Annotated in this window: 22 protein-coding genes and 1 pseudogene; 15 read left to right on the forward strand and 8 right to left on the reverse strand. The window is 72.5% G+C overall.

Features of this window, described 5'->3' with window-relative positions; all coding sequences use genetic code 11:
• Window positions 1-490 precede the first annotated feature (490 nt).
• The 4 genes from MOV08_RS20625 to MOV08_RS20640 all read right to left on the reverse strand — a co-directional run bounded on the left by MOV08_RS20625 (window position 491) and on the right by MOV08_RS20640 (window position 5,104).
• Window positions 491-2,164 carry a relaxase/mobilization nuclease domain-containing protein gene (locus MOV08_RS20625; protein WP_275308463.1) on the reverse strand — a complete coding sequence of 558 codons (1,674 nt, stop codon included), beginning with the start codon at window positions 2,162-2,164 and terminating at the stop codon, window positions 491-493.
• Window positions 2,154-2,666, reverse strand: a complete 513-nt coding sequence (locus MOV08_RS20630; protein ID WP_420834301.1) for a hypothetical protein — start codon at window positions 2,664-2,666, stop codon at window positions 2,154-2,156. Before MOV08_RS20630 ends, MOV08_RS20625 begins: the two co-directional genes overlap by 11 nt.
• Before the next feature lie 397 nt (window positions 2,667-3,063).
• Window positions 3,064-4,236: a DUF3631 domain-containing protein gene (locus MOV08_RS20635; protein ID WP_420834302.1), complete on the reverse strand. Its 1,173-nt coding sequence runs from the start codon at window positions 4,234-4,236 to the stop codon at window positions 3,064-3,066.
• A 637-nt stretch (window positions 4,237-4,873) separates the two neighbouring features.
• Window positions 4,874-5,104, reverse strand: coding sequence for a helix-turn-helix domain-containing protein (locus MOV08_RS20640; protein WP_079181868.1), 231 nt, complete (start codon window positions 5,102-5,104; stop codon window positions 4,874-4,876).
• Window positions 5,105-5,526: 422 nt separating this feature from the next.
• On the opposite strand from MOV08_RS20640, the gene MOV08_RS20645 reads away from it, so the two are divergent.
• Window positions 5,527-5,844, forward strand: a complete 318-nt coding sequence (locus tag MOV08_RS20645) for a helix-turn-helix domain-containing protein (RefSeq protein ID WP_275308466.1) — start codon at window positions 5,527-5,529, stop codon at window positions 5,842-5,844.
• Window positions 5,837-7,171: a tyrosine-type recombinase/integrase gene (locus MOV08_RS20650; RefSeq protein ID WP_275308467.1), complete on the forward strand. Its 1,335-nt coding sequence runs from the start codon at window positions 5,837-5,839 to the stop codon at window positions 7,169-7,171. Before MOV08_RS20645 ends, MOV08_RS20650 begins: the two co-directional genes overlap by 8 nt.
• A gap of 92 nt (window positions 7,172-7,263) precedes the next feature.
• Here the strand turns inward: MOV08_RS20650 and MOV08_RS20655 are convergent, their stop codons facing one another.
• Window positions 7,264-7,746, reverse strand: coding sequence for an ATP-binding protein (locus MOV08_RS20655; protein WP_039634547.1), 483 nt, complete (start codon window positions 7,744-7,746; stop codon window positions 7,264-7,266).
• 270 nt (window positions 7,747-8,016) lie between these two features.
• On the opposite strand from MOV08_RS20655, the gene MOV08_RS20660 reads away from it, so the two are divergent.
• The 9 genes from MOV08_RS20660 (at window position 8,017) to MOV08_RS20700 (ending at window position 18,345) form a co-directional block, all read left to right on the forward strand.
• Window positions 8,017-8,859 (forward strand): hypothetical protein, encoded by an 843-nt coding sequence (locus MOV08_RS20660; protein WP_275308468.1) that lies wholly within the window; start codon window positions 8,017-8,019, stop codon window positions 8,857-8,859.
• 234 nt (window positions 8,860-9,093) lie between these two features.
• Window positions 9,094-9,813, forward strand: a complete 720-nt coding sequence (locus tag MOV08_RS20665) for a YcnI family copper-binding membrane protein (protein ID WP_275311839.1) — start codon at window positions 9,094-9,096, stop codon at window positions 9,811-9,813.
• A 161-nt stretch (window positions 9,814-9,974) separates the two neighbouring features.
• Window positions 9,975-10,631, forward strand: a complete 657-nt coding sequence (locus MOV08_RS20670) for an SCO family protein (protein WP_275308469.1) — start codon at window positions 9,975-9,977, stop codon at window positions 10,629-10,631.
• Complete coding sequence (locus MOV08_RS20675; RefSeq protein ID WP_275308470.1) at window positions 10,628-11,107, forward strand: copper chaperone PCu(A)C; 480 nt, start codon at window positions 10,628-10,630, stop codon at window positions 11,105-11,107. Before MOV08_RS20670 ends, MOV08_RS20675 begins: the two co-directional genes overlap by 4 nt.
• Before the next feature lie 97 nt (window positions 11,108-11,204).
• Window positions 11,205-13,205, forward strand: a complete 2,001-nt coding sequence (locus tag MOV08_RS20680) for a copper resistance CopC/CopD family protein (protein WP_275311840.1) — start codon at window positions 11,205-11,207, stop codon at window positions 13,203-13,205.
• A complete protein-coding gene (gene efeB, locus MOV08_RS20685; RefSeq protein WP_275308471.1) occupies window positions 13,205-14,500 on the forward strand; it encodes an iron uptake transporter deferrochelatase/peroxidase subunit in 1,296 nt (431 codons plus the stop codon). Before MOV08_RS20680 ends, efeB begins: the two co-directional genes overlap by 1 nt.
• Before the next feature lie 126 nt (window positions 14,501-14,626).
• Window positions 14,627-15,553, forward strand: coding sequence for a prephenate dehydratase (pheA, locus tag MOV08_RS20690; protein ID WP_039634557.1), 927 nt, complete (start codon window positions 14,627-14,629; stop codon window positions 15,551-15,553).
• A 681-nt stretch (window positions 15,554-16,234) separates the two neighbouring features.
• A complete protein-coding gene (gene serS / locus MOV08_RS20695; RefSeq protein ID WP_039634559.1) occupies window positions 16,235-17,524 on the forward strand; it encodes a serine--tRNA ligase in 1,290 nt (429 codons plus the stop codon).
• Window positions 17,521-18,345, forward strand: coding sequence for an HAD family hydrolase (locus tag MOV08_RS20700; RefSeq protein WP_275308472.1), 825 nt, complete (start codon window positions 17,521-17,523; stop codon window positions 18,343-18,345). Before serS ends, MOV08_RS20700 begins: the two co-directional genes overlap by 4 nt.
• Here MOV08_RS20700 and MOV08_RS20705 read toward each other — a convergent pair.
• Together MOV08_RS20705 and MOV08_RS20710 are read right to left on the reverse strand one after the other, a co-directional pair.
• Window positions 18,336-19,052 carry a rhomboid-like protein gene (locus MOV08_RS20705; RefSeq protein ID WP_275308473.1) on the reverse strand — a complete coding sequence of 239 codons (717 nt, stop codon included), beginning with the start codon at window positions 19,050-19,052 and terminating at the stop codon, window positions 18,336-18,338. The genes MOV08_RS20700 and MOV08_RS20705 overlap by 10 nt on opposite strands.
• A complete protein-coding gene (locus tag MOV08_RS20710) occupies window positions 19,049-20,146 on the reverse strand; it encodes an Lrp/AsnC family transcriptional regulator (RefSeq protein WP_039634563.1) in 1,098 nt (365 codons plus the stop codon). The genes MOV08_RS20705 and MOV08_RS20710 overlap by 4 nt, the downstream gene beginning before the upstream one ends.
• 143 nt (window positions 20,147-20,289) lie before the next feature.
• On the opposite strand from MOV08_RS20710, the gene MOV08_RS20715 reads away from it, so the two are divergent.
• Window positions 20,290-21,828: an MFS transporter gene (locus MOV08_RS20715; protein ID WP_275308474.1), complete on the forward strand. Its 1,539-nt coding sequence runs from the start codon at window positions 20,290-20,292 to the stop codon at window positions 21,826-21,828.
• Between the two features lie 224 nt (window positions 21,829-22,052).
• Window positions 22,053-23,063 carry a LysR family transcriptional regulator gene (locus MOV08_RS20720; RefSeq protein WP_073444226.1) on the forward strand — a complete coding sequence of 337 codons (1,011 nt, stop codon included), beginning with the start codon at window positions 22,053-22,055 and terminating at the stop codon, window positions 23,061-23,063.
• Here the strand turns inward: MOV08_RS20720 and MOV08_RS20725 are convergent.
• Window positions 23,039-23,988, reverse strand: a pseudogene (locus MOV08_RS20725) (MerR family transcriptional regulator). The gene MOV08_RS20720 and the pseudogene MOV08_RS20725 overlap by 25 nt on opposite strands.
• 306 nt (window positions 23,989-24,294) lie before the next feature.
• Here MOV08_RS20725 and MOV08_RS20730 point away from each other — a divergent pair.
• Both MOV08_RS20730 and lysA read left to right on the forward strand, forming a co-directional pair.
• Window positions 24,295-24,780 carry an SAV_915 family protein gene (locus tag MOV08_RS20730; RefSeq protein ID WP_275308475.1) on the forward strand — a complete coding sequence of 162 codons (486 nt, stop codon included), beginning with the start codon at window positions 24,295-24,297 and terminating at the stop codon, window positions 24,778-24,780.
• Between the two features lie 17 nt (window positions 24,781-24,797).
• Window positions 24,798-26,207, forward strand: a complete 1,410-nt coding sequence (lysA, locus tag MOV08_RS20735; protein WP_275308476.1) for a diaminopimelate decarboxylase — start codon at window positions 24,798-24,800, stop codon at window positions 26,205-26,207.
• Window positions 26,208-26,220: the final 13 nt, after the last annotated feature.

Consider the following 26,220-nt stretch of genomic DNA (forward strand, 5'->3'; position numbering starts at 1 on the left):
GACATCTGTCGCGCGGCATCCAACGACCGTGCAAACCATTCAAGTTCGCTGTGATCCCCTGGTTGGAACGCTAGGCTGGTGCTGCGGCAAAGGTAGTTAGTTAAGGGGTGGGCCGCGTGTCGCACTTCGATTCCTTCGAGTAAAGGACACGTCGTGCCCACTCCTGGTGTATTGAGGATCTTCCTCCCTGCGCTCTCGCTCCTGCCCCTGCTGCTGTTCGTCTTGCTGTCGGCGCCAGCGTGGGTTTGCTGGCCCTTCATGCCGGTACGAAAGCAGAGGGTCATGATCGAGGTGTTGCAGAAGTTGATCGACTGGACGCGCGCCTGCGCTAAGGGTCGATAGCCGCCGGAGGAAGTGAGGAGGCGGGTGGCTGCTCGCAGCCACCCGCCTCCGTTCACCCGCACGAAGCCCCGATGGCGTGACTCAGTTGCAGGATCCGCAGGCAGTACACCCCGGTCCACAAGCCTGCTGAAGATCCCCCGGAGAGGCTCTAACGGCGTCGGCCACGTTCCGAGGGCCGTTCGCTCACCGCCGCAGGCGTGGGATGCTGTGCCTGCGCGATCGGCGCGGTGCTACGGCTGCTTTGTGCGCGTGCTGCCTGTGCGCGCCTGTTCGGCTGTGCGGTGATGCGCCAGTTGAGGACTTCGGCGGGCCGTTCTGCGGTGTCGAGTTCTCGGTGGGCGGCCGCTTCGGCCAGGAGGTGGCGGGGGCGGTGGCCGGCGGTCTCGGCGCGGGCGAGGGTGGTGGTCAGGGCGAGCCAGGCGGGGTCGGCGAGGATGCGGTCGGCGTGGTCGGGGACAGCTGCCCGCACGTCTGCCTCGAATCGCCGGGCTGTGGCAAGGCGGGGCGCACGGCGGGTGAGGTCCGCCAGGACCGGCTCGGCCGCTTGGCGGTAGCTGTCCTGCAGGTGACGGACGGCTTGTTCGGCTGCGGCGGCCTGCTGCTCGTGTCCGCGCTGCTCATGCCACTTGGCGGCGGCGCGGGCCACGTGCAGGGCCGCGAAGACCACGGCGATGGCCAGGCCACCGGGAAGGTTGGGTGCGTACGCGAGTTCCTTGGCGGCTCGGCGCAGTTCGGAGGCGGCTTGGTGGTCGGCCCGGATCGCCGAGCGGCGGGCGCGGTTGAACGCCTGGGCTGCCGCTTGTAGTTGCTCCTGGTGCGGGCCGGGTGTGGCGCGGGCGAGGTTGTGCAGGATGTCACCGAAGGCTTCCAGGTGCCCTTGGGCCACGGCATCGTCGCCCGCATCGAGAACCGTGCGAGCCGTGCGCACGGCGGATTCGGTACGGCGCCACGAGCCGGCCGGGTCCGCCACCTGCTGGGGTCGGTCGGCCACCTCCTGAGTGGGGAGGCGTTCGGTCAGGCGGTTGTAGGACAGGTCGGGGGCGAGTTTGGAGCCGCCGTACCAGATGGTGTCGCCGGGTGCGGCCAGGCTGTAGCCGTCCACTTCGCCGGTCTTGGCGCTGATGCGCGGCTTGACCTGGATGCCGAGCGAGCCCAGCACGGTGAAGTACTCGTCGATGCTGCGCACGGAGGCGGCGACCGCGTACGCCTGCTCGCGCAGCCACTCTCGCGCGGTCACGTCCTGCCCCTGGCGCTCGGCCTTGGCCCGCTCTGCCCCGGTCGGCGTGCGGGGAGCGGTGAGGTCACCGGACTTCAGGCGGCGCAGCCCGAACTCGGCCTCGATCTTGCGGCATTCCTTCTGGGCCCGCCAGCCGTCCCGGTTCGTGCGGGGCCGGCGGCCGTCGGCGCGGACGGTGGTGGCCAGGATGTGGATGTGGTCGTCCGCGTGCCGTACCGCGATCCATCGGCAGGCTTTCTCGTCGCCTTCGGGGGCGACGCCGGTGGCGTCGACGACGCGGCGGGCGACCTCGGCCCACTCGGCGTCGGTCAGGTAGCGGTCACCGGGTGCGGTTCGTACCGGGCAGTGCCACACGTGCTGCGGTGGCTTCTTGCCGAGTTCGCGGGTGCGCAGGTCGACGTGGTGGTCGAGGCGCTTGGCGAGCTGGGTGTAGGTGGCCTCGGGGTCGCGGCCGGGGTCGGGGGCTCCGGCCATGTCCCAGGCGGCCACGATGTGAGGGTCGGTGTGCTCGTCGCGCCGGCCCTTGCCGAAGAGGTAGTTGATCAGGCCGCGGGTGTCAGAGCCGGTGGAGACGTCAGGCACCATGAGCGGCCCCTTCCTCTATGAGCTGGTCCATCAGCCGGTAACTGGCCTCGGCGGCCTGCTCGATGTGGTCGAGGACGCCCTCCGTGCGCTCGGGTATGGCACCGGAGTGGATGGCGCCCGTGATCTGGTTGAGGTTGGTGCCGATCCGGTTCAGCGCCTTGGTGTGCGCCTCGATGGCTTCCACCAGCGGGCGGATGGGGTCGTCCTCTGGGCTGCCGGCCATGTTCGCCTTGCCGAGCGCGACCGCGAGCGCGGCGTCGCCGACGAACCCGGCGAACGTCAGATGGCGCCGCTCGGCTGCCTCGTCAATGATGCGGACCGCGGTCGGGGTGAAGCGGATCTTCTTCTCCCGGTCGCGGTTCTCGGTGGTGCGCTTGCGGTTCATCCGCGCGGGCAGTGCCGGGGCGTCGGGGTCACGCCACGAGAGCTGCTCGACAGGCGGTTCGGTGTGCGAGGTGGCGGAGTCAGCGACGGGGTGCTCGGCGGTCTCGACGGCGGTCATGGCGCTGGTCTCGCCCACCCCTGCTCCAGGCTCGGGTGCCCGCTGGCGCCCGGCCCCCTCTTCCTCCGCCACCCCAGGGGCGGGGACAAGCGCGGACGAAGCCCCTTTAGGGGCTCGTTCGCTCCAGCTTGCTGCTGTTCGTCGCCCCAGGCCGAACCATCCCCGGCGGCGGTGCGGAGGGGTGCTGTCAGTGGGGTTGTCGTGCATGGTGGTGCTCCAGTAGCAATGGGGGGTGGGGCTGTGTCACGTCCGTTGCATGCGTCGCATGCCTGGTCAGGACAGGTACGGACACGAGCCCAGGTACGGAGAAGAGCGTCCCGGCGAGAAAGTCCGTCCCCGCGCTGACCTGCGCGGGGACGGTTGCGACGCACTGCTACGGACTACGCCCCTGGTGGGATCAGAGAGTTCGCTTCGGCCCCGCGGGACCGGCTGGCGGGCCGACGGGCAGCGAACCCGCCGGGGCGGCGGGCGGCTTGCCCTGGGCCGGACGGGCAGGCGCGCCGCCGTGTACGGGCTCGGATGTCGCCTCGGTGAGGTGGGGGCAGTGGCGGGCCCAGGCGTCCAGGAACCGGTTGCGTGTGTACGCCTTGGCCTGCCTGCCGCCCGCGAAGCGGTAGTTTGCCGGGCGGATGTCGAAGTCCCGCAGCAGGAAGCCCAGGTGGTGGGCGTTCAGTCCCTTATTGCCGTGCTCCGCCCACGGGGCATCGGCGTCCTGGATCAGCGCGGCGACCAGGTCCTGGCTGGACAGGACCTCGGGATTGTTCGCCCGCTCGAAGATGCGGTGGATGTCGCGCAGCAGCCTCACCTTCACGTTGGTCTGCTCGTCCTGGACCGCCTCGAATCGGGTCATGGCCACGCACGCGGCACGGGCCTGGGCAGGCCAGTGACCGCTGGCCAGGTCGGCGATGATGACCAGCGGCTCCCAGGTATCCGCCGCCCGGTCCTCCACCGGCATCTGCGGCACCATACGAGCCGCCGTGCTCCGCAGCGGCCCCAGCCAGGCGGCCAGCCGGCCGCGCAGCGCGTTGAGTTCAGGCGCTGCGTACCGCGAGCGGAACGGGGCGACCTTCTCGCCGGGCTTGCGCTTTTGTATCCGCAGCACGACCGACCGGTCTGTGATGGTGTCGGGCAGGTCACCGATCCCCGCGATCGCGGCCATCGCGAAGGTGGGGAACGGGGTGGGCTTGTGTTCCGGACCGGAGATCCGCCAGGCGGGCCGGTTGCGCTGATGGCCCGCGTTCAGCAGACCGCGCAGGATCTCGCTGTCGCCACTTGCCTTGGGGCCGAAGATGGTGTCCGCCTCGTCCACCAGCAAGGTGGGCGGGATCTTGCCGATGGTGCGGAAGACGACGGCCGGAGAGGTGTTCACCGTCATCATCGGGTCGTGGACGGTCTCGTAGAGCACGTCCAGCACGCGGGACTTGCCGCACCCCTTGGTCGCACTTATCACCGCCAGGCGGGGCGCGTGCTGCAGAGCGGTCTGGATGTGCGTGGCCGCCACCCACAGCGTGACCGCGGTCAGCGCCTCCTGGCTGGGCAGCACCACGTACTTGCCGATCGCCGCCCGCAACTCATCCAGCAGCGCGGCACCATCACCGGCTGCCTCGACGCCGGCACCTTCATGGTCCCCGATGCCCGATCCCTCATCGGGGACCGGGGCGTTGTGCTGCACGGTCTCCTCCACGGGACCGCCGGTCCCCGGCGACTGCCGCGGATCAGGCTCACGGTCCCCGTTGCGGTCCCCTACTGCAACGCCCGCGTCTTGGGGACCGGTCCCCATTTTCGCGCCGCTGTCCTGCACGTTTCCAGCGGACGTGGAGATCAGGACCGCGGCTTTCGGGGACCGGGAACCGGGCACATTTTGGGGGCGGTCCCCCGCCGCCGCGTCAGCGGCACGCTGGTCCCCGTGTGCTTCCACGCCCGCCGATCGCTTCGCACCTTCCGGTGCAGGGGACTGTGTATCCGCCTGGTCCCCGCGACGCTGGGGGATGCCCTGGCCGGGGATTGCGGCCGTGGGCCAGATCGTGGGGGATGTGTCCGTGGTGTTGGGGGACGTAGAGTCCTCCATAGACGTTCCTCTCTGGCAAGGGGCAGGACGGGCTAGGTCCCGCCCCTTGCAGGCTCGTTCGTTCAGGGATGAGTGCTGTGCAGGGGAATCTCCGGCCCTCGGCGTTGGCGCGCCGAGGGCCGCGCGGCTCCGGCGCCGGCTATGCCGTGAGGTCGTACGCGGACTGGGCAGTAAGCCACTCGTCCACCTCCACCCAGCGGTAGCGGAGGTGCCGGCCGACCTTGAGGGCGTTCGGGCCGATCCGGCGATGGCGCCACTGGTAGAGGGTCTTCACCGGCACGCCGAGGTAGACCGCGACCTCCTCCGGCGTGGCCAGCGGCGCACGGCCCGCACCACCGGCTTCGGTTGACGGGCGGGGGTTTCGGGGCATGGGGCTCCTTTACGGGAATGGCGGGATGGACAAGACAGCCACAGGTTGTCTGCGGCGTCCAGCGGCATTGTGCGGAAATTCCACGGCCGCACCAAACGGCCCTTCGCCGAGTGGGACCAAAACCGTAAACCCGAATCCCCGGTTGCCGAAATCACGCCGGGAAGCGAGGGGCTCTGCCCGGTTTCTTCCCGGATCATCTCCACCCCGCGGGGCATGCCAGCCAGCGCCGAAGCACCAGGCCAGAACCACCGCGATCCCCCAGACCAGAGGCCATCAGACGCCTCCCCGCTTTCGCGGCGCGGGACCATACCATGGAAATCCGGCTTCGCCGAGCCGCCTAAATAACCGGCGCCAACAAGTTTTCCAGGATGCTTGAGTAACCCCTTGCCATGGCCGGTCTTTTCGAGTTACAGCTATCCGTCATGGCTACCCGACCAATCGAAATAGGCCCCGCCGGAATCCGAACCGCGCGCAATATCGAGCGCCTGCGCCTGGCCCGCGGCCTCTCCCAGCACCAGCTCGCCGAACGCTGCACCGCCCTCGGGCGCCCGCTGACCAACACCGCCCTCAGCCGCACTGAACGCGGCCGACGCCGCTGCGACGTAGACGACCTCGTCGTCATCGCCATCGCCCTCGGTGTGCCGCCAGCTGCCTTGCTGCCCTCGTGGACAGCCCACGGCGCCGTCTCCCACTCCGCAGCCCAGACCCTCAACCGCATACAGGGGGCCCTCCTTGGCTGACGTGTACGACCGCTGGCACAAGTCCTTCCCGAAGGAAGGCGACAACGAGTGCCCGGAGCACAAGGGCAAGGTCCCCACGGCCGACCACGGCAAGGGCAAGCGCTGGCAGCTGCGCTACCGCGACCCGCTCGGCAAGCAGCGGAAGGAGAACTACGACCGCAAGGTCGACGCCGAGGCGGCTGCGGCAGCCGTCGACAACGACCTGCGCCAGGGCAAGTACCTCGACCCCACGGAGGCGAAGAAGACGCTCAAGACGTACGCCCGCGAGTGGCTCGGCGACGCGACCGCCGGTATCGGCACGGTGGACGCGTACACGGGCATCGTCCGCAACCACATCGAGCCGCACCTGGGCCACCTGGAGATGCGAGCCCTCAACCGCCCTTCGCTTATCCAGGGTTGGGTGAAGAAACTTCAGAGCGCGGGCCTTGAGGCGTCCACCATCGGCCTGGTCAACTCCGTGCTCTCCGCCATGCTGGACGCCGCCGTCGAGGACGGGCTGCTGCCCAAGAACCCGTGCAAGTCCAGCTCGGTCAAACTACCCAGCAAGCCGAAGCGGAAGATCGTCCCGTGGAGCCTGGCGCGTGTGCACGCGGTCACCGCCGCGCTGCCCCACCGCTTCCAGTGCGGCGGCCAGCTGGCGTTCGGTTGCGGCCTGCGTCAGGGCGAGGTCTTCGGCTTCGACGAGGACGAGCTCGACTTCGACCGCGGCGTGGTCCACATCAACCAGCAGATCAAGCTGGTCCGTTCGACCATGGTGTTCGCCCCGCCCAAGGGCAACCGGCTTCGCACCGTCCCCATGTCGGACCGGCTCGCTGCCGCGCTCAAGGCCCATATGAAGAAGTACCCGCCGGTGCTTGTGACCCTGCCATGGATCAAACCCGACGGTGAACCGCGCACGTTCCGGCTGCTCTTCACCGACGAGCAGGGGCGCGCGTACCACCGCAGCGTCTTCAACCAGTACGTCTGGAAGGGTGCCCTCGCCGACGCCGGAGTCATCCCGCCGCGCGAGAAGGGCTCACCGCGCTACGCGGCCGCTCCCGACGACGGCATGCACGCCTACCGCCACGCCTATGCGTCCGTCCTCCTCGACGCCGGGGAGAGCATCAAGGCGCTGTCCGAGTACCTCGGCCACTCGGACGCCGGCTTCACGCTGCGCACGTACACGCATCTGATGCCGAACAGCGAGTCCCGTACACGGCGGGCGATGGATGCGGCGTTTACCCAAGCGGGCACAGACGCCCCGTCCACAGCGCCCGCGAACTCCGAGGGCACACCGACCGGGGCAGAACCCTCCGCCATGTGCCCTGCGTGTGCCCTGGCCGCCTGAACGCGGGTGTCAGGATGCGGCGTTGGCGGCCCGAAATTCTCGCCGTGTTGACCGTTTCGGCAGGTCAGAGCCAGTAACTTGCCTTGCTCCTCTTACGAAGCCATGGGGAGGGCGGCACCTTCCCGCCACTTGAGGATCTTGTCGAAGCTGACCACCGCGCCGGCTCGGCCGGTGCGGTTGCGGTACTGGACGTGGTCGGTGAGCGCCTCGATCAGAAAGAGCCCCCGGCCGTCCTCGGCGTCGCCGGGGGCCTGCGCGGGGGCGGGGACGGAGACCGGCGGCAGGGCGCGGTCCGCGGCGGTATGCGGCGGGGCGGGGCGGCGGAAGCCGGGGCCGGAGTCGGTGACCTCGATGCGACAGGTGTCGCCGTCGATGTAGGCGGTGACGCGGTAGTCGTCGGTGGCGTCGCCGCCGTGCTCGACGGCGTTGGCACAGGCTTCGGAGAGGGCGACCGAGAGGTCGTAACAGATGTCCGGGTCGACGCCGGCGGTCTCCATCGCCCCCAGCAGCAGGCGCCGGGCGAGCGGCACACTCGCGGCCTCACGCCGCAGATGGAGGGACCACCAGATGCTCATCGCTCCTGCCTCCTGGCCGCGGCTCGACATACCGATACCTATTGCCGGGCCGCAAGGTCGGTAAGCATCTCCGGGACGTGATACCGCTCATTCGGCGGATGCGAAAAGTGAGCGCACAGGTGTAGGCGTGGTACCGGGTGTGCGCCTCCGCGCGCCCGGTGCGGGACTCCGAACGCCCCTGGCGGGCGCCCCCGTGAGCCCGTCGCGCGGTAGCCGGGTGAAACCCTGCCGTACGCGGCGAACAGGGGCAGTGGGATGATGGCGCCCGCCATGACTGCCCCCTCCGTCCCCACAGCGCGAGCAGCCGCCGATCTGCGGCTGCTCCGGGCCGCGGTGTTCACCGTGGTCTGCGTCACGCTGTCCGCGGCCGGACACATGGCCGCGTCGTGGGCGACGGTACCGCTGTGGACGCTCGGTCTCGCCGCGGTCGCGGTGTTCGCGGTGGCGGCCCCACTGGCCGGCCGGGAGCGCTCGCTGCCCGGTATCGCGACCGGACTGGCGGTCGGCCAACTCGCGCTGCACGCGCTCTTCGCCATGGGCCAGCACCCGATGCCGGTGCTGTCCGGGCGGACGTCCGGCCTCTCCGACGAGGCGGCGGTGGCGCTGGCCCGGCACCTGACGTGCGGGCTGGACGGCGTCCGGCTCGACGGTGGCACGGCGCGGCGGCTGATCGGCCCCGGCGGGATGGACCTGGCCGGCAACGCCGGGCTGACCGGAGGCGCCGGCGGGCACGCGATGAGCGATGCCGGCGTCCCGATGATGTCGCACTGCCTGGCGCCGTCGATGCCCATGCTGCTCGGGCACCTGCTCGCCGCGCTGGTCCTGGGCTGGCTGCTGCGGCGCGGCGAGGCCGCCCTGTGGCGGCTGGTGCGGCTGTCCGCGCCGGCGGCGCGCGAGGTCGCGGCGCGGGCGCTGGTCGGCGCGGTGCGCCGGTCGCTCGCGCTGGTCCGGGTGCTGCTCGCGGCCCTCGGCGCGGCGCAGGAGGAGGGGCGGCGCGCCCCCTCGGCGCAGGAGGACGAGCCCGGTCCACAGGGTCCGGCGCTCCGGCACAGCGTCATACGACGCGGCCCGCCGGTGGCCGGCCGTCTCGGCCGCCTGGCCCTCGCGGCCTGACGCCACGCGCAGCACGCTCCCGGAGGTTCGCCGGGGGACGGACGGCGGCGCGCGGCGGCAGCGTGCGCCGGGGTCGAGCCCGGCCACACCGTCACCCGCAGTCGTCCCCCTCCTCTCCCAGTGGAGTGTTTCCCCATGGCCAATAAGTCCGGTATGTCAGAGATTTCGGGTGGAGCGTCATCCTCCGCCGTGCCCGTTGCGCCCGCCGCGCCGTCGTCGGGCGCGGCCCGCCGGATGGTCCGCCGGCTCCCCGTCGTCGGCGGGATCGCCGCCGGCAGCGTGCTGCTGCTGGCCGGCCCGGCCTTCGCGCACGTCACCGTGCAGCCGGGCACCGCCCCCAAGGGCGGCTACGCCACCGTCAACATCAAGGTGCCCAACGAGCGCGACGACGCCTCGACCGTGAAGGTCGAGGTCTCCCTGCCGACCGACCACCCGCTGGCGTCCGTCATGCCGCAGCCGGTGCCCGGCTGGAAGGTGGACGTCACCAAGTCCAAGCTCGCCAAGCCCCTGGAGATGGAGGGCGAGAAGATCAACGAGGCGCCCTCGAAGATCACCTGGACCGCGGACGGCAAGGGCATCGAACCCGGCCAGTTCCAGCAGTTCCCGCTCTCCGTGGGCAAGCTGCCCAGCGACACCGACCAGCTGGTCTTCAAGGCCCTCCAGACGTACGACAACAAGGAAGTCGTGCGCTGGATCGAGCCGGCCAAGGAGGGCGGCCCGGAGCCGGAGAGCCCGGCGCCGGTGCTCAAGCTCGTCTCGGCCGACGCCCAGGGCACCGGCCAGGGCCCGGCCGACGGCAAGAACGGCGCCAAGAACGGCGCCAAGGACGGCAGCACGGACGCCGCGGCGGCCACCAGCGACACCACCGCGCGGGTGCTGGCCGTCGGCGGGATCGTCGTCGGCATCGCCGGTGTGGCCGTCGGCGTGCTCGCCGGCCGGCGCCGCAACGCCTGATCCACCCCCGCCGCCGGGCGCGGCCGGTCCGGCGCACCCCACGCACCGGTCCGGCACCCTTCGGCACGACCCTCCCGACGCACGCAGCCCACGGGCGTCGGGCCACCAGAACACCCCGAACCCACCGGCCCCGAGCATGGAAAGACCGGTACACATCCGTCATGCGTAGAAGAAAACTGCTGCTGTCCGCCCTGGGGGCGGCCACCGCCCTCGGCCTCACCCTGACCGCCTGCGGCAGCGGCGACGGCGGCGACAAGGCCGTCGCCGAGGTCTCCGGCGGGACGGCGGCCAAGCCGATCGTCACCCTCGACAGCCCGTCGGAGAAGCCGGACCTCACCCTGACCGACACCGACGGCAAGTCCTACGACCTGCTGGAGAAGACCAAGGGCCACCCGACCCTGATCTACTTCGGCTACACCAACTGCCCGGACGTCTGCCCGACGACGATGGCCAACATCGCGGTGGCCGTGAAGCAGCTGCCGCAGGCCGAACGCGACGATCTGCGGGTGGTCTTCGTGACCTCCGACCCCGAGCGCGACACGCCGGCCCAGCTCAAGAAGTGGCTCGGCGGCATCAACAAGGACTTCATCGGGCTCACCGGCCCGTTCAACAAGATCCAGCAGGCCGCCCGGAGCGTGAACATCGGCATCGAGGCCCCGGTCAAGAAGAAGAACGGCGACGTGGTCTCCACCCACGGCGCCCAGGTCCTGCTGAGCTCCCCCAAGGACGACAAGATCCACTGGATGGGGATGCAGGAGGCCACCTCCGACAACTACACCGCCGCACTTCCGAAGATCATCAAGGGACAGAACCCGTGAACCGCCGCACCACCTCCCTCGCCCCCGTCAGCCGCCGAATAGCCCTCGGCGCCGCGCTCGCCCTCACCGCCGGCCTCGCCCTCACGGGCTGCGGCGGCGCGGACGGCAAGCCCCAGCTCTCGGTCAGCGGCGCCTACATGCCGCAGCCGATCACGGCGCAGATGGCCGGCGCCTACTTCGTGGTCAAGAACACCGGCTCCACGGCCGACAAGCTGACCTCGGTCACCAGCGACCTGTCCAAGGACATCACCCTCCACAAGACCACCGGCAACAAGATGGAGCAGGTCGACTCCCTGCCGGTGCCCGCAGGCGGGGAGCTCACGCTCAGCTCCGGCGGCACCCACGTGATGTTCATGGGCCTGAGCCACAAGCCCACCGCGGGCCAGAAGGTCACCGTCGAACTGCACTTCGCCACCGCCGACCCGGTCAAGGTCGAGGTCCCGGTGAAGCCCGCCGACTACCGGCCGGGGAAGTGACGGCCGCGGCAGCACCGACGAGATGACGCGACGGGCCCCCGAGCGGGCCCGGTGAAGGAACGGACACCTCATGCCAACGGGAAGGGGAGCGAGCATCATGGCCCTCACCGGCTTCCGGCCACGACGGCTGCTGGTCGTCCTGGCGGTGCTGTGCGGCGTGTTGGCCGCGGGCATCGCACCGGCCGCCGCCCACGCCGCACTGACCGGCAGCGATCCCGCGCCGGGCTCGGTGGTGGCACACGCCCCCGAGCAGGTCGCGCTCACCTTCTCCGAGGGCGTGGCGATGGGCGACGACTCGCTGCGCGTCCTAGACCCGCAGGGCAGGCGGGTGGACCGCGGCAAGCTGCGCGATCTGTGCAGCGGCAGCGTCGTCAAATACGGGGCGGGGCTGCCGCCGGGGCTCGCCGACGGGACGTACACCGTCGCCTGGCAGGCCGTCTCGGCGGACAGTCACCCGGTGTCCGGTGCCTTCACCTTCTCCATCGGGGCGCCGTCCAAGACCGCCGCCGCCCTCCCGCAACAGCAGGTCGGCGGCGGGCTGGTGGGCGCCCTCTACGAGATCGCCCGCTATCTCGCCTACGCCGGGTTCGTGCTGCTGGCCGGCGGCGCGGCGTTCGTGCTGGCGTGCCGGCCGGCCGGCGCCCGGGTGCGGTCGGTGCAGCGGCTGGTGGTCCACGGCTGGGCGCTGCTGACCGGCGCCACGCTGGCGATGCTGCTGCTGCGCACCCCGTACACCGGCTCCGGGAAGCTCGCCGACGTCTTCGACCTCGGCGGGCTCCAGCAGGTGGTGCTGTCCAAGCCGGGGGCCGCGCTGCTCGCCCGTCTGCTGCTGCTCGCCGCGGCGGCGCTGTTCATGGCGGTGCTCTTCGGGGCGTACGCCCGGGCTCACCGGCCGGAGGGCGACGGGCCGGAGGGCGACGGCCCGGACGACGACGGACCGGAGGGCGACGACACGACGGGCGCGGTCAAGCGGCGCAGGGACCTCACGCTCGGCCTCGCCGTCGGCGGGGCGGCGGTCGCCACCGGGCTCGCCACCACCTGGGCGATCGCCGAGCACGCCTCGACCGGGTTGCAGCCCGCCGTCGCCATGCCCGTCGACGTCCTGCACCTGCTCGCGGTCGCCGCCTGGCTCGGCGGGCTGGCGGCCCTGCTGGTGTCCCTCTACGGGGGCCCGCCGATCGAGCGGACCGCCGTCCGCCGCTTCTCCCGGATCGCCTTCGGCTCCGTCCTGGTGCTGGTCGCCACCGGCACCTACCAGTCCTGGCGCCAGGTCGGCTCCTGGCGCGCGCTGACCGACACCTCCTACGGGCAGCTGCTGCTGGTCAAGGTGGGCCTGGTCGTGGTCATGGTGGCCGTCGCGGGGCTGTCCCGGCGGTGGACCAACCGGCTGGCGGCCACCGCCACGGCCGACACCACCGCCGCCGTGGCCGTCCCCGCGGCCGTCCCCGCCACCGGAGCGGACGCGGAGACCGAGGCCGAGGCCGAGGCGGCCCGACCCGGCGCCCCGACCGCCCCCGCCGACCCGGACCGGGCCGCCCAACTCGCCCGCCAGCAGGCCGCGTTGGCCACCGCCCGCAAGAAGCGGGCCCGGGACGCCGACCCGGTGCGACGGGGCCTGCGGCAGTCCGTGCTGACCGAGGCCGCGATCGCGGTGGTGCTGCTCGCGGTCACCACCGCCCTGACCACCACCGAACCGGCCCGCACCGAGGAGGCCGTGCAGGCCGCCACGGCCGGCCGGTCCCCCGACGCCAACCAGCCGCGGGTGCTGACCGTCCCGTTCGACACCGGCGGCCCGGGCGGCAGGGGCAGCGCCCGGATCGACCTCGACCCCGGGCACAGCGGCGGCGGCAACGAGCTGCGGCTGCGGATCTCCGACCCCTCGGGCAAGGCCCGGGACGTCCCCGAGGTGAAGGTCTCCTTCACCCTCGACGCCAAGAAGCTGGGGCCGCTCCCGGTCGCGCTGCACCACAGCGGGACCGGCCACTGGACCGCGAGCGGCGTCCAGCTCCCCGTCCCGGGGCAGTGGCAGCTCTCACTGCTCGTGCGGACCTCCGACATCGACCAGGTGACCGAGACCAGGAACGTGACAATCAACTGATGAGCAAGCAGCAGGACATCACGGACGCGGCGGCGGACGGGCTCCCCGCCGCGGGCGGCGCCACCCTGGAACTCTCCCGCCGCCGCCTCCTGGGGACCGTCGGCGCGGCCGGCGCGGCCGGGCTGGTCGTCGGCGGGGCCGGCGGCGCGCTCGGCGCCTCGGCCGCGCAGGCCGACGCCCCCCGGGCGCTGAGCGCGATCGGGACGACCGAGGTCCCGTTCCGGGCGGCGGGCGCCAAGCACCAGGCGGGCATCACCACGCCGTTGCAGGCCAGCGGCCACCTCGTCGCCTTCGACCTGGCGCCCGGCGCCGGCCGCAAGGAGGCCGCCGCGCTGCTGCGCCGCTGGTCGCGGACGGCCGAGGAGCTGATGGCCGGGCGCGCCCCGGACGCCGACACCGGCGTGGCACTGGACGCCGGCCCGTCCTCGCTGACCGTCACCTTCGGCCTGGGCCGCAGCTTCTTCGACCGGACCGGCCTGACCGCGCGCCGCCCGGTCCAGCTCGACCCGCTGCCCGCCTTCTCCGCCGACGCCCTCGACCCTCAGCGCAGCGAAGGCGACCTGTGGGTCCAGATCGGCGCCGACGACGCGCTGGTCGCCTTCCACGCGCTGCGCACGCTCCAGAAGGAGACGGCGGGGGCCACCCGGCTGCGCTGGCAGATGAACGGCTTCAACCGCACCCCGGGCGCCACCGCGCACCCGATGACCGCCCGCAACCTGATGGGCCAGGTCGACGGCACCAACAACCCCAAGCCGTCCGACCCGGACTTCGACCGGCGGATCTTCGTCGGCGCGGACACCGCGCAGGAGTGGATGCGCGGCGGCTCGTACGCGGTGGTGCGCCGGATCCGGATGCTGCTGGACGACTGGGAGAAGCGTTCCCGCACCCAGCAGGAGCGGGTGATAGGGCGGCGCAAGGACAACGGCGCCCCGCTGACCGGCGGCACCGAGACCACCCCGATGAACCTGGACGCCACCGGCCCCGACGGGCTCCCGGTGATCCCCGCCAACGCGCACGCCCGGATCGCCGCCCCCGAGGCCAACCAGGGCGCGGCGCTGCTGCGCCGCCCGTTCTCCTACCACGACGGCTTCCGCGAGGACGGCGCGCCGGACGCCGGCCTGCTCTTCGTCTGCTGGCAGGCCGACCCGCTGCGCGCCTTCACCCAGATCCAGCGGAAGCTGGACCGCGGCGACGCGCTCTCGCCGTTCCTGCGGCACGAGGCCAGCGGCCTGTACGCGGTGCCACCGGCCCCGTCGTCCGGCGACTACGTGGCCCAGCCGCTGTTGGAGGGCTGACCGGGCCCGGGGCGGGGGACCACTCTTCGGAACGCGTCCGCCCGCCCCCGGGCCGCTCGGTATCGTGGCAGGGGCAGGGCGGAAGACAGCGGGGCACTCCCGCAGGCGCGCGAGGGAGTCCACAGCATGTCGGCCAGTCGCTACACCTATCTCGGTCCCGCGGGCACCTTCACCGAGGCCGCGCTGCGCACCCTCCCCGAGGCGGCGACCCGGGAGCTGGTGCCGATGGTGTCGGTGCCGGCCGCGCTGGACGCGGTGCGGGCCGGCGAGGCCGCGGCGGCGCTGGTGCCGATCGAGAACTCCGTCGAGGGCGGGGTGACCACCACCCTCGACGAACTGGCCTCCGGCGAACCGCTGATGATCTACCGCGAGGTGCTGCTGCCGATCTCCTTCGCGCTCCTGGTGCGCCCGGGCACGGAGCTGACCGACGTGAAGACGGTGACCGGGCACCCGGTCGCCCAGCCCCAGGTCCGCAAGTGGCTGGCCACCCAACTCCCGGACGCGGTCTGGGAGTCGGCGGCCTCCAACGCCGACGGTGCGCGGCTGGTCCAGGAGGGCCGCTACGACGGCGCCTTCGCCGGTGAGTTCGCGGCGACGACGTACGGCCTCGCCCCGCTGGTCACCGACATCCACGACGCGCAGAACGCCGCCACCCGCTTCGTCCTGGTCGGCCGCCCGGCCCGGCCCTCGGCGCCCACCGGCGCGGACAAGACCTCGGTGGTGCTGTGGCTGGCCGCCGACCACCCCGGTGCGCTGCTGGAGCTGCTCCAGGAGTACGCGGTCCGCGGGGTCAACATGATGCGGATCGAGTCCCGGCCGACGGGCGAGGGCATCGGCCGGTACTGCTTCTCGGTGGACTGTGAGGGCCATGTCACCGATCGCCGGGTGGGCGAGGTGCTGATGGGCCTCAAGCGGGTCTGCCGCGATGTGCGGTTCCTCGGCTCGTATCCGCGGGCGGACGAGGTGAGCGCGAACGTGCGGCCGCAGGTGACCGACGCGGCGTTCACCGACGCCTCGGACTGGCTGGCCCGCTGCCTGGACGGGCGGGGCTGAGCGCACCACCGCCCGCTCCCCTCGGGTTACAGGCTGTGACCTGCGTCTTCGGCGGGGCCGGAGGGGCCGGTCTGCGGCGCCGTCCGACTGCCGCTCCGGTTGTCCACAAAGTTATCCACAGGCTCGCTTCTCGACCTGTGGGTAAGTCGACATGCGAGTCGGACAGAGTCGACATATCCCTCTAGTGACCCCACACCCGTCCACAGTCCCACACAGGTGATCACCCCGGACCTCGTCAGCGCAATTCCAGCAATCAATCCTTTAGAGCGAGGTAATCCCACACGAAAGAGTGCGTGAACAAGGTTTGGGCCAAGAATCCATAGGTGACCATTTCGGGCACAGAATGATCAATTCCGGCTTCCACAGATCTCACACACAGCCTGTGGATAAGAATCCCCAAGCCCCTCCCCCCTGTGGACAACCCGGGGGACAACCTGGGTACGACCCTGCGGGCGCACCCCGGGCCGCCGGGAATCCGCCGCCACGAATGCCCCCTTTCACACCTTGGGCGAGGAAATCCGCAGGGCCTCACTATGCGTCACCACAACCACCCGGAAAGAGTTCCGGCGGGTCGGAAAACGCGATTCCCCGCAATGGAATAAATAACCCCAAAACGGACAAATGGGTGCGGCCGTGAATATCACGTCGAGTGCCGGCTGCCGGCCCCGGTAGCCTGGTGGGGTGATTGACCTTCGCCTGCTTCGTGAGGACCCCGACCGTGTGCGCGCCTCCCAGCGCGCCCGTGGAGAGGACGTCGCGCTCGTCGACGCACTCCTCTCCGCCGACGAGCGGCGCAGGTCGTCCGGCGTCCGCTTCGACGAGCTGCGCTCCGAGCAGAAGGCGCTCGGCAAGCTCATTCCCAAGGCCAGCGGCGACGAGAAGGCCGAGCTGCTGAAGAAGGCCGGCGAGCTGGCCGCCGCCGTCAAGGCCGCCGACGCCGCGCAGGACGAGGCCAACGACGAGACCCAGGCACTGCTGCTCAAGCTCGGCAACCTCGTCCACCCCGACGTCCCCGTGGGCGGCGAGGAGGACTTCACGGTCCTGGAGACGCACGGCACCGTCCGCGACTTCGCCGCCGAGGGCTTCGCGCCCAAGGACCACCTGGAGATCGGCGAGCTGCTCGGCGCCATCGACGTCGAGCGCGGCGCCAAGGTCTCCGGCTCGCGCTTCTACTACCTCACCGGCGTCGGCGCCCTGCTGGAGCTCGCGCTGGTCAACGCCGCGATCGCGCAGGCCACCGAGGCCGGCTTCACGCCGATGCTGACCCCCGCCCTGGTGCGCCCGCGCGCCATGGAGGGCACCGGCTTCCTCGGCCAGGCCGCCGAGAACGTCTACCACCTGGAGCGCGACGACTTCTATCTGGTCGGCACCTCCGAGGTCCCGCTCGCCGCTTACCACATGGACGAGATCGTCGATGCCGAGCAACTGCCGCTGCGCTACGCCGGGTTCTCGCCGTGCTTCCGCCGCGAGGCCGGCACCTACGGCAAGGACACCCGGGGCATCTTCCGGGTCCACCAGTTCGACAAGGTGGAGATGTTCTCCTACGTCGCGCCGGAGGACGCCGAGGCCGAGCACCGGCGGCTGCTGGACTGGGAGAAGCAGTGGCTGACCAGCCTGGAGCTGCCGTTCCAGGTGATCGACGTCGCCACCGGTGACCTGGGCGCCTCCGCCTCCCGCAAGTTCGACTGCGAGGCGTGGATCCCGACCCAGGGCAAGTACCGCGAGCTGACCTCGGCGTCCAACTGCAACGAGTTCCAGGCGCGCCGGCTCTCGGTCCGGATGCGCGAGACCGTCGACGGCAAGCCGAAGGTCAAGCCGCTGGCGACGCTGAACGGCACGCTCTGCGCCGTCCCGCGCACCATCGTGGCGATCTTCGAGAACCACCAGCGGCCGGACGGCTCGGTCCACGTCCCCCAGGCGCTCCGTCCGTACCTGGGCGGCCGTGAGGTGCTGGAGCCCGTCGCCAAGTGATTTCCTCTGCCCCGGCGGGTTCGCCGCTGCCGTACAAGCTCATCGCGACGGACCTCGACGGGACGCTGCTGCGTCACGACGAGTCCGTCTCCGAGCGCACCCGCCGGGCGCTCGCCGCGGCCACCGCGGCGGGCGCGGCGCACATCGTCGTCACCGGCCGGGCGGTGCCCTGGACCCGGCACATCCTCGACGCCCTCGACTACCAGGGCCTGGCGGTGTGCGGGCAGGGCGCGCAGGTCTACCACGCCGGCGAGCGGCGGCTGTTGACGTCGGTGACGCTCGACCGCCAGCTGGCCGGCCTCGCGCTGTCCAAGATCGAGGCCGAGGTCGGTCCGCTCCACCTGGCGGCGAGCCGGGACGGCCTGGCCGGCGAGGTGCTGGTCGGCCCGGGCTACCAGGTCCAGGAGGGCCCGCTGCCCAACGTCCCGATCGACGACCCGGGCGAGCTGTGGTCCGCCCCGCTCAACAAGGTCTACATACAGCACCCGACGCTGGACGACGACGCGCTGGCGCGGGCCGCCCGCCAGGTCGCCGGGGACCTGGTCGGCGTCATGGTCGCCGGGCCCCGCGTCGTCGAACTGCTGCCGCTGGGCCTGACCAAGGCCACCGGGCTGTCGCTGGCCGCCCGCCGGCTGGGCATCACCGCCAAGGAGACCCTGGCGTTCGGCGACATGCCCAACGACGTCCCGATGTTCGCCTGGGCCGCGCACAGCGTGGCGATGGCCAATGCCCACGACGAGCTCAAGGCCGTCGCCGACGAGATCACCGCCTCCAACGAGGACGACGGCGTCGCGGTGGTGCTGGAGCGGCTCTACTCCTGAGGACCCCCGGGCGGCGGCCCTGGATCGTCGGCGCCGTCGGTGCGGGGAGCGGCGTCCGCCTCCCACTCCTCGACACGCGCCGCCGGGGTCAGCGGCCAGCACGCGAACCCCATCGACAGCGCTATGGCGTGCCCGAAGTCCGTGAAGGTCGCGCCGGTCACCAGCGGCACCCCGAAGAAGACCAGCACGCCGACGAGGTAGCCGTAGCGCCAGGGCGGCGGCAGCCGGTAGGTCAGCACCCCGGCCGCGGCGGCCAGTCCGTAGGAGACGCCGATGTCCACGACGTGGGTCATCGAGCGCGGCAGCCGGTGGCCCTCGATGGCCAGCAGCACCAGTTCCTGGCTGGCCAGCGTGGCCGCGACGTGCGCCGCGCCGACCGTCAGCAGCCAGCGCCAACTCCCCATCCACCGCTCGACGTTGGCGTGCACCAGCTCGAACATCACCGCGTAGAGCAGGAACGACCCCGGCTTCTCGATCCAGAAACCGCTGATCAGCAGCGAGGTCAGCGGATGCTCGTTCAGCTCGTGGATGTTGCTGCTGTTGCGGTGCAGCAGGAACTGCTCCAGCCCCTCGGAGGCCGAGGCGATCACCAGGCTGGTGATGCCGATGATCAGCAGCCAGATGTGGGTGCCGGGCGTGGAGCGGACCCAGTCCCACACCCAGGTCCTCGCCCGGCCGGCCAGGGCCCGGGGCGACGGTGGTTTCATCGGCGGCTCCTCGGGGCGGCGGGGGAGAACGCGAGATACGGGCCCGGCCCCTTGAGGTGCCGGATGCGGGGCGAGCTCTCCATCGTCCGCACGCCCGGCAGCGCCGCGACCCGGGTCGTCAGATAGGTGTAGAGCGCGCTGGTGTCCCGGCACAGGACGGACGCGAAGAGGTTGTTCGGCCCGGTGGTGGCGCCGGCGAAGGCGACCTCCGGGTGCGTGGCCAACGCCTCGCCGGTGGCGGCGAGTTCGGCGGGTTCGACGGACAGCCACAGCGCCACCATCACCCCGTACCCGAACAACCGCAGATCGTAGTCGACGTCGTAGTACAGCACGCCCTCCGCGCGCAGCGCCGCCAGCCGGCGGCGGACGGTGGTGGGCGACCAGCCGGTGACCGCGGCGAGCTCGTCGAGCGGGGCCCGGCCGTCCCGGCCGAGCGCCTCGAACAGCCGCCGGTCGGCGTCGGAGAGCACCACCGGGAGTGGGGGTGCCCCCTGCTCATGGGGGTCCCCCCGCTCGAACGAAGTTGAGAGTGGGGGAGGAGTTGAGAGCTTGGGGGAAGGCCGCAGGGGCGGGGGCGGGCTCAGCCGGGCGGCCTCCTCGGCGGTCAGCGCACCGGACTTGCTGATCATGCTCTGCGGGCCGCCGTAGAACTCGTGCAGCAGGCAGTGCGCGGCCACCCCGACCACGCTCGGGGTGCGCGGCAGCTTCTGGAGCAGCAGCGCGTCGCTGTGCTCACTGCTCGCCGAGCGGCAGACCGCGGCGATCTCGGTGCCGCCGGACATCAGACTGACCCAGGAGGTGTCCGGGCGGCGGGCCAGCGCCTCGGCGACCGGCAGCGCGGCGTCCGGCGCGCACTGCACCCGCACCAGCCACTCCACCTCGCCCAGCGCCCGCGGCTCGGCCAGCCCCAGCACCCGGAACGCGCCGGAGCCGCGGTGCCGGGTGTAGCGCCGGGCCACCGTCTGGTCGGAGACGCCGAGCACCGCGGCGATCCGGCTGAAGGGGGCCCGGCCGTCGGTCTGCAGCGCGTGGATCAGCCGCCGGTCGAGCTCGTCGAAGGGCGCGGGCCGGCCCGCGGTTCCGTCGGTTTTCACCGTTGGAGGCTAACCCGTGTCGGAATGCGCCGCCGGGAGCGCCGTGGCTGGGGGAACGGGCGGGGTGCACCGCAGAGTGGGCCCTCGGCCGGGCGCCCTGCCCGGAACCCACACCGGAGCACCACCCAACGGAGGACTTGATCATGCGGTACGCACCGGGCAACGCTCCCGGCGGGGACGGCGGCCGTGTCGTCACAGGCACCGGGCGCGGGAAGTGGTGGCCCCTGGTCGCCATCACGCTCGGCAACTTCATGCTGCTCGTCGACGTCACGATCGTGAACACCGCACTGCCCCGGATAGCCGACGGCCTCGGCGCCTCCTTCACCTCGCTCCAGTGGGTGATGGACGGCTATGCGCTGGCGCTGGCCGCGCTCCTGATGGTGGCGGGCTCGGCGGCCGACCTCTATGGCCGGCGCCGCCTCTACGTCACCGGGCTGGCGGTCTTCGCGCTCGCCTCGCTGGCCTGCGGGCTGGCCTCCGGCGCGGAGCTGCTGGTCGCCGCCCGGGTCGTCCAGGGCATCGGCGCCGCGGCGATGTTCGCCACCAACACCCCGCTGCTGATGGCCGCCTACCAGGGCCGGGACCGCGGGGTGGCGTTCGGTGTCTGGGGCGGCACCAGCGGCGCGGCGGCGGCCGTCGGCCCGGTCCTGGGCGGGATGCTCACCGAGTGGACCGACTGGCGGGCGATCTTCCTGGTCAACCTGCCGCTGACCGCCGTCGCGGTCTGGCTGACCCTGCGGTACGTGGGCGAGTCCTACGGCGACCTCGGCGCGCGGATCGACTGGCCGGGCGCGGCGTCCTTCACGGTGTGCGCGGGCGCGCTGACGTACGGGCTGATGCGCGGCGGCGAACACGGTTGGACCGAGACCGGGACGCTGGCCGCGCTGGCGGTCGCCGTCCTCGCCCTGCTGGTGTTCGCGGTCGCCGAGCGGCGCGCCGCGCACCCGCTGCTGGACCTGCGGCTGCTGCGCCGCCCGTCGTTCGCGGTGCTGATGGCGGCGGCGCTGCTGATGCAGGCGGCGGCCTTCCCCTACCTGACGTTCGTGGGCCTGTGGGCGCAGGACATCCTCGGCCTGAGCCCGATCGGGGCGGGTCTGGCGGTGACCCCGTTGGCGCTGATGTCGCTGCTGGTCGGTGCGCTGGGCGGCCGGGCACTGCAGCGGCTGGCGCCGCAACTCCCGCTCGGCATCGGCCTGTTGCTGATCGGCGCGGGCAGCCTGCTGCACGTCGCACTGCTCGGCTCCGGCGCGAGCTGGCCCGCGCTGGTGCCGGGCCTGGCGGTGAGCGGACTCGGCGTCGGCGCGGCGATGCCGGTGCTGGTGTCGGCGGCGCTCGGCGCGGCCCCGCCACAGCGGGCCGGAATGGCGAGCGGGGCGGTGAACACCTTCCGACAGCTGGGGTTCGCGTTCGGGATCGCGGTCCTGGGGACGGTGTTCGGCACCGCGCTGCGGGACTCCGGGGCGCGCTCCGGCGGCCGGGACGCGCTCGCCGCCGGCTACCTCTCCGGGCTGCGGGACATCACCCTGATCTCCGGCCTGGTGGCGCTGGTCACCGGCCTGCTGGTGCTCGCGGTGGTCCGGCGCGCGCCGGGGTCGGACGGCGGACGGCCGGGAGCGGCGGACGGCGCGGCCGCCGGGCCCGCCGACGCCCGGCCGCGGGCCCAGGCACCGGCGGGGGCCTGACGCCGGCGGTACCCGCTGCCCCCGCGGACGGGGCCGCGCGGGCAGCATCGCAAGAGGGCGGGTCGGCACCCGGAACCGTACGGCCGTCCACGGTTCCGGGTTGCCGCCCTTGGGCCCTGGAACGATCGTCCCGGGGCGGCACACCCAAGTCAATCCTCGGGTTTCCTTGCAAACTCCTTAGCCACAACTTGGATTGGTGGGCGGCGGCACCGTAGCGTGACGGGGTGACTCTCGACGATCTGCGCGCCTTCGTGGCGGTCTGCGAGGCGGGCAGCCTCAGCGCCGTCGCCCGCGACCTCGGCTGCACCCAGTCCGCCGTCAGCCAACGCGTCAAGCGCCTCGAACGCGAGGCCGGCGTCGACCTGTTGGAGCGCCGGCCGCGCGGCGTGGCACCGACCGCCGCCGGCCGGATCCTGCACCGCGCCGCCGCCGACGGCCTGGGTGGACTGGACCTGGCCCTGCGCCGGCTGGCCGACCTGCGGCGGGGCGACGGCGGGACGGTCCGGGTCACCACCGGCGCCACCACCGTCCGGCACTTCATGTCCGACGCGGTGGTCGCCTTCCGGGACCGTCACCCGCACGTCAACCTGGAGTTCCACACCGAGAGTTCCAGCCGCCGCTGCTTCGAGGCGGTCGCGGACGGCGACTCCGAACTGGCCTGGATCACCATCGGCCCGCCCGTACGGGGCATCGAACAACACCCGGTGATCGGCCTGCCCTGGGTACTCGCGGTCCGGGCGGGCGATCCGCTCGCCGCCCGCGACCGCATCGAACCGGACGAACTGGCCGGCCTCCGCCTCATCCGGCTGCCGGAGAACTCCACGTCCCGTATGCGCCTCGACGGACACCTCGGCCACCGGGACGGCGCCCCGGCACCGGATCCCGCGGTGCCCGGCCCCAGCGCCACCAGCGTCGCCGACTGGGACACCGCGCTGCTCCTCGCCGAACTCGGCGTCGGCCCCGCCGTCGTCCCCCGTCTCCCCGGCCACCGGGCGACCGCCGACCACCCCGGCCTGCGGCTGGTGCCGGTCCCGGCGCTGCCGCCACTGACGACCGGCTGGGCGGTGCGGCAGTGGGCCGCGCTCAGCCCCGCGGCCGTGGAGTTCGCCGAGACGGTGAACCGCCATCTGGTGGGCGGGACTTCGGCCGCCGCGACCGGGCGCCGGAACCCGGCCGCGGCGCTCGGCAGCGCCCTCCCCGGACCCCGTCCTCAGGCCCGGACGACCGGTTCCTGAATCTCGGTGACCCACTTCTCCTTGTCGTCCGGGCACTCCAGATACAGCTCGCGGGCATACCCGGCTGAGCGGTAGCCGTTGGTGTCCATCCAGTGCGCGAGGTGCTGCGCGGTCGGCACGATCCGGCTCATCGGGCCGTGGTGGACGACGGTCGCGGCGAGGTCGAGCCCCGGCAGCGTGACGGCGTCGAAGCCGAGCCCGGTGGCCGGCGCCGCGCAGGACACCGGGGTGGGGGCCGCGGGCTCGACTCCCTTCCGCCGCAGGGCCCTTGTCAGCTCCTCCGGCGCGATCACGATGCCGGCGTGCACCACGACCGCGTCCCCGGCGCCCGTCCCCTCACCACCGGCGGCCTCCGGCGCGGCCTCGTAGTATTTCCCCAAGCTCTTAAGGAGCAGGGGAGACCCCATCGGCCCGGCCCGGCCGGGGTCACCCCCGCCTCCGCCAGCCGGCGGACCAGTTCCTCGTAGAGCGGTGTGATGACCGGTCCGATGTCCTCGGGACCGTAGCCGGCGGCGATCCCGCTCAGCTCCGCGAGCAGGACCGGCTCCGTGCTCTTGAGCACCACATCGTCGGTGGACATGCGTCCCTCACTCTCGATCGTCCGGAGCCTCGCCTCGACCTGGGCCAGCCGCGCCTCGGTGGCGGCCCGCGCGGCGGCCAGCTCCGCCTGCCGCAGGCGCAGCATGCCGCGCAGCTCCGCCACGTCCACCTGCTCGTCCAGGATGGCCGCCACCTGGTGGAGGCTGAATCCGAGGTCCTTGAGCGCGATGATGCGGTTGAGCCGGGCGAGCTGGGCCGCCGCGTAGAAGCGGTAGCCGGTGGCGGGGTCGGTACGGGCGGGCCGCAGCAGTCCGATCGCGTCGTAGTGACGCAGCATGCGGGCCGAGACACGGCCGTACCGGGCGAAGTCTCCGATGGTGAACATGACGCCTTCCAGTGGAGTGGTTTCCACCGTGTCAAGGTCAAGGACGGCCGCAACCCCACGGGGGGCGTAGCGCATACCGGTCACGGTCCGTTGCCCGCCCGAGACCGCTCCGCGACCGGAATGCGCCACTCGACGACGTGCTCCGGCCAGCGGCGGCATCATCGCGTCAAGTCCGGTCCGCAAAACGTCAACGAAGCGTCATGGACCGGAGGGACGCCCCCCGGGCCGGGCATAGCGTCTGTGCCGAGCCCCGGCGCACGCCTAGTCCATCGGTCCGGGGCCGCCGTCCCGTCGAGGAGCAACGCCGTGTCCCACCATCTCCACGCGGAAGACCCCGAGCCTGCTGATCGTGTCCCGGCCGGGCCTCTCTTCGTTCCCGTCCGGCCGGGACCCGCGGGCTGCACCGCCCGCCTGTTCCGCACCCCGCTCGGCGGCCGCACGGCCGTCGGCTTCACCTCACCGCAGCGGCTGGCCGAGGTTCTCGGCGGCGGCCAGCCCTGGGTGCGGCTCTCCGAGTCCGCGCTGCGCGCGCTGGCCGAGCCGGTCGGCGCGACCACCGTGACCGTCGATCCGCGCTTCACCCCCGAGGCTCCCCGCGAGCCCCGGCGCACCCCCGACGCCGCCCGTGACCCGCGGTTCGCGCCCGGCGTCGTGCGCACCACCCGTGACCCGCTGATCGGCCGCGACGCTCCCCGTGAGCCGCTTTTCACCCCCGACATCCGCCGCGAACCACTGCTCGCCCCGGGAGTTCCCCGCGCCTCCCGCAGCAGCCACCTCCGCCCGGCCGTCTGAGGAAGGGGCACCCCACCATGACCCACACCACGCTGCCCCGGACCACCCGGACCACGACGCCGCCCGCACCACGGACGACCGGGACCCGACCGTCCCCCGCGCCGTCGGCCGCGCCCCCCGACCAGGGCCCGGACCCGCTCGACATCTGGCCCGCGTCCACCGTGCCGCTCCCCGACGAGGACCTCTCCATCGGCGGCGTCCCGCTGACCGAACTCGCCGAACGCTTCGGCACCCCCGCCTACGTCCTGGACGAGGACGAGGTGCGCCGCCGCTGCCGCACCTACCTCCGCGCCTTCCCCGACGCCGACGTCTACTACGCGGCCAAGGCGTTCCTGTGCCGCGCCATGGCGCACTGGGTCGCGGAGGAGGGCCTGGGCCTCGACGTCTGCTCCGCCGGCGAACTGGAACTCGCCGTCACCACCGGCTTCCCGCCCGAGCGGATCGTGCTGCACGGCAACGCCAAGAGCCCGGCCGACCTCCAGGCCGCGCTCCGGCTCGGCGTCGGCCGGATCGTCATCGACAGCACCTCCGAGATCGCCCGGCTGGCCGCCGCGGTCCCGGCCGGCAGCCGGCAGAAGGTGCTGATCCGGGTCGTCCCGGGGATCGCCGCCGGCGGGCACGCCAAGATCCGCACCGGCACCGACGACCAGAAGTTCGGGCTGTCCCTCGCCGACGGTTCCGCGCAGCACGCCATCACCCGCGTACTGGGCCAGCCGCGCCTCGAACTCGTCGGCCTGCACTGCCACTTGGGCTCCCAGATCACCGCCGTCAAGCCCTACCTCTCGGCGGTGCGGCGGCTGGTCGGCCTGCTGGCCCGCGTCCACGAGCAGCACGGGATCACCCTCCCCGAACTGGACCTGGGCGGTGGCCACGGCGTCGCCTACCGGCCGGGCGAGCCCGCCCTCGACATCACCGGACTCGCCGGCAAGATCCGCGCCGAACTGGCCGGCGGCTGCGCGGCGGCCGGCCTCCCGGTGCCGCGGCTGGCCGTCGAGCCGGGCCGCGCCATCGCCGGCCCGTCCGGCGTCGTCCTCTACCGGGTGCTCTCCGTCAAGCGCACCGGCGTCCACACCTTCGTGGCGGTGGACGGCGGGATGAGCGACAACCCGCGGCCGGCGCTGTACGGGGTGCGCTACGCGCCGCGGCTGGTCGGCCGCCACTCGACCGTCGCGACCGAGCCGGTGACCGTCGTCGGCCGGCACTGCGAGGCCGGCGACATCCTCGCCTCCGACGTCCAACTGCCCGGCGACATCCGCCCCGGCGACCTCATCGCCGTGCCGGTGGCCGGCGCGTACCACCTGTCGATGGCCTCCGGCTACAACCTCGTCGGCCGCCCGCCGGTCGTCGCGGTCACCTCGGGCCACGCCCGGCTCCTGGTCCGCCGGGAGTCCCTGGCCGACATCCAGGAACGCGACATCGGCCTGTGAGGGGCCGAGGGGG

Source organism: Streptomyces yunnanensis, from assembly GCF_029011865.1.
Classification (GTDB): Bacteria; Actinomycetota; Actinomycetes; order Streptomycetales; family Streptomycetaceae; genus Streptomyces; species Streptomyces yunnanensis.

Bases quoted from the DNA above. Each gene is read 5' to 3' on its own strand.
- MOV08_RS20715 (WP_275308474.1), top strand. From the start codon at position 20,290: ATGCGGTACGCACCGGGCAACGCTCCCGGCGGGGACGGCGGCCGTGTC.
- lysA (WP_275308476.1), top strand. From the start codon at position 24,798: ATGACCCACACCACGCTGCCCCGGACCACCCGGACCACGACGCCGCCC.
- MOV08_RS20645 (WP_275308466.1), top strand. From the start codon at position 5,527: ATGGCTACCCGACCAATCGAAATAGGCCCCGCCGGAATCCGAACCGCG.
- MOV08_RS20680 (WP_275311840.1), top strand. From the start codon at position 11,205: ATGGCCCTCACCGGCTTCCGGCCACGACGGCTGCTGGTCGTCCTGGCG.
- MOV08_RS20625 (WP_275308463.1), bottom strand. From the start codon at position 2,164: ATGGTGCCTGACGTCTCCACCGGCTCTGACACCCGCGGCCTGATCAAC.
- MOV08_RS20655 (WP_039634547.1), bottom strand. From the start codon at position 7,746: ATGAGCATCTGGTGGTCCCTCCATCTGCGGCGTGAGGCCGCGAGTGTG.
- efeB (WP_275308471.1), top strand. From the start codon at position 13,205: ATGAGCAAGCAGCAGGACATCACGGACGCGGCGGCGGACGGGCTCCCC.
- MOV08_RS20670 (WP_275308469.1), top strand. From the start codon at position 9,975: ATGCGTAGAAGAAAACTGCTGCTGTCCGCCCTGGGGGCGGCCACCGCC.
- MOV08_RS20630 (WP_420834301.1), bottom strand. From the start codon at position 2,666: ATGACCGCCGTCGAGACCGCCGAGCACCCCGTCGCTGACTCCGCCACC.
- MOV08_RS20660 (WP_275308468.1), top strand. From the start codon at position 8,017: ATGACTGCCCCCTCCGTCCCCACAGCGCGAGCAGCCGCCGATCTGCGG.
- MOV08_RS20665 (WP_275311839.1), top strand. From the start codon at position 9,094: ATGGTCCGCCGGCTCCCCGTCGTCGGCGGGATCGCCGCCGGCAGCGTG.
- MOV08_RS20705 (WP_275308473.1), bottom strand. From the start codon at position 19,052: ATGAAACCACCGTCGCCCCGGGCCCTGGCCGGCCGGGCGAGGACCTGG.
- MOV08_RS20640 (WP_079181868.1), bottom strand. From the start codon at position 5,104: ATGCCCCGAAACCCCCGCCCGTCAACCGAAGCCGGTGGTGCGGGCCGT.
- pheA (WP_039634557.1), top strand. From the start codon at position 14,627: ATGTCGGCCAGTCGCTACACCTATCTCGGTCCCGCGGGCACCTTCACC.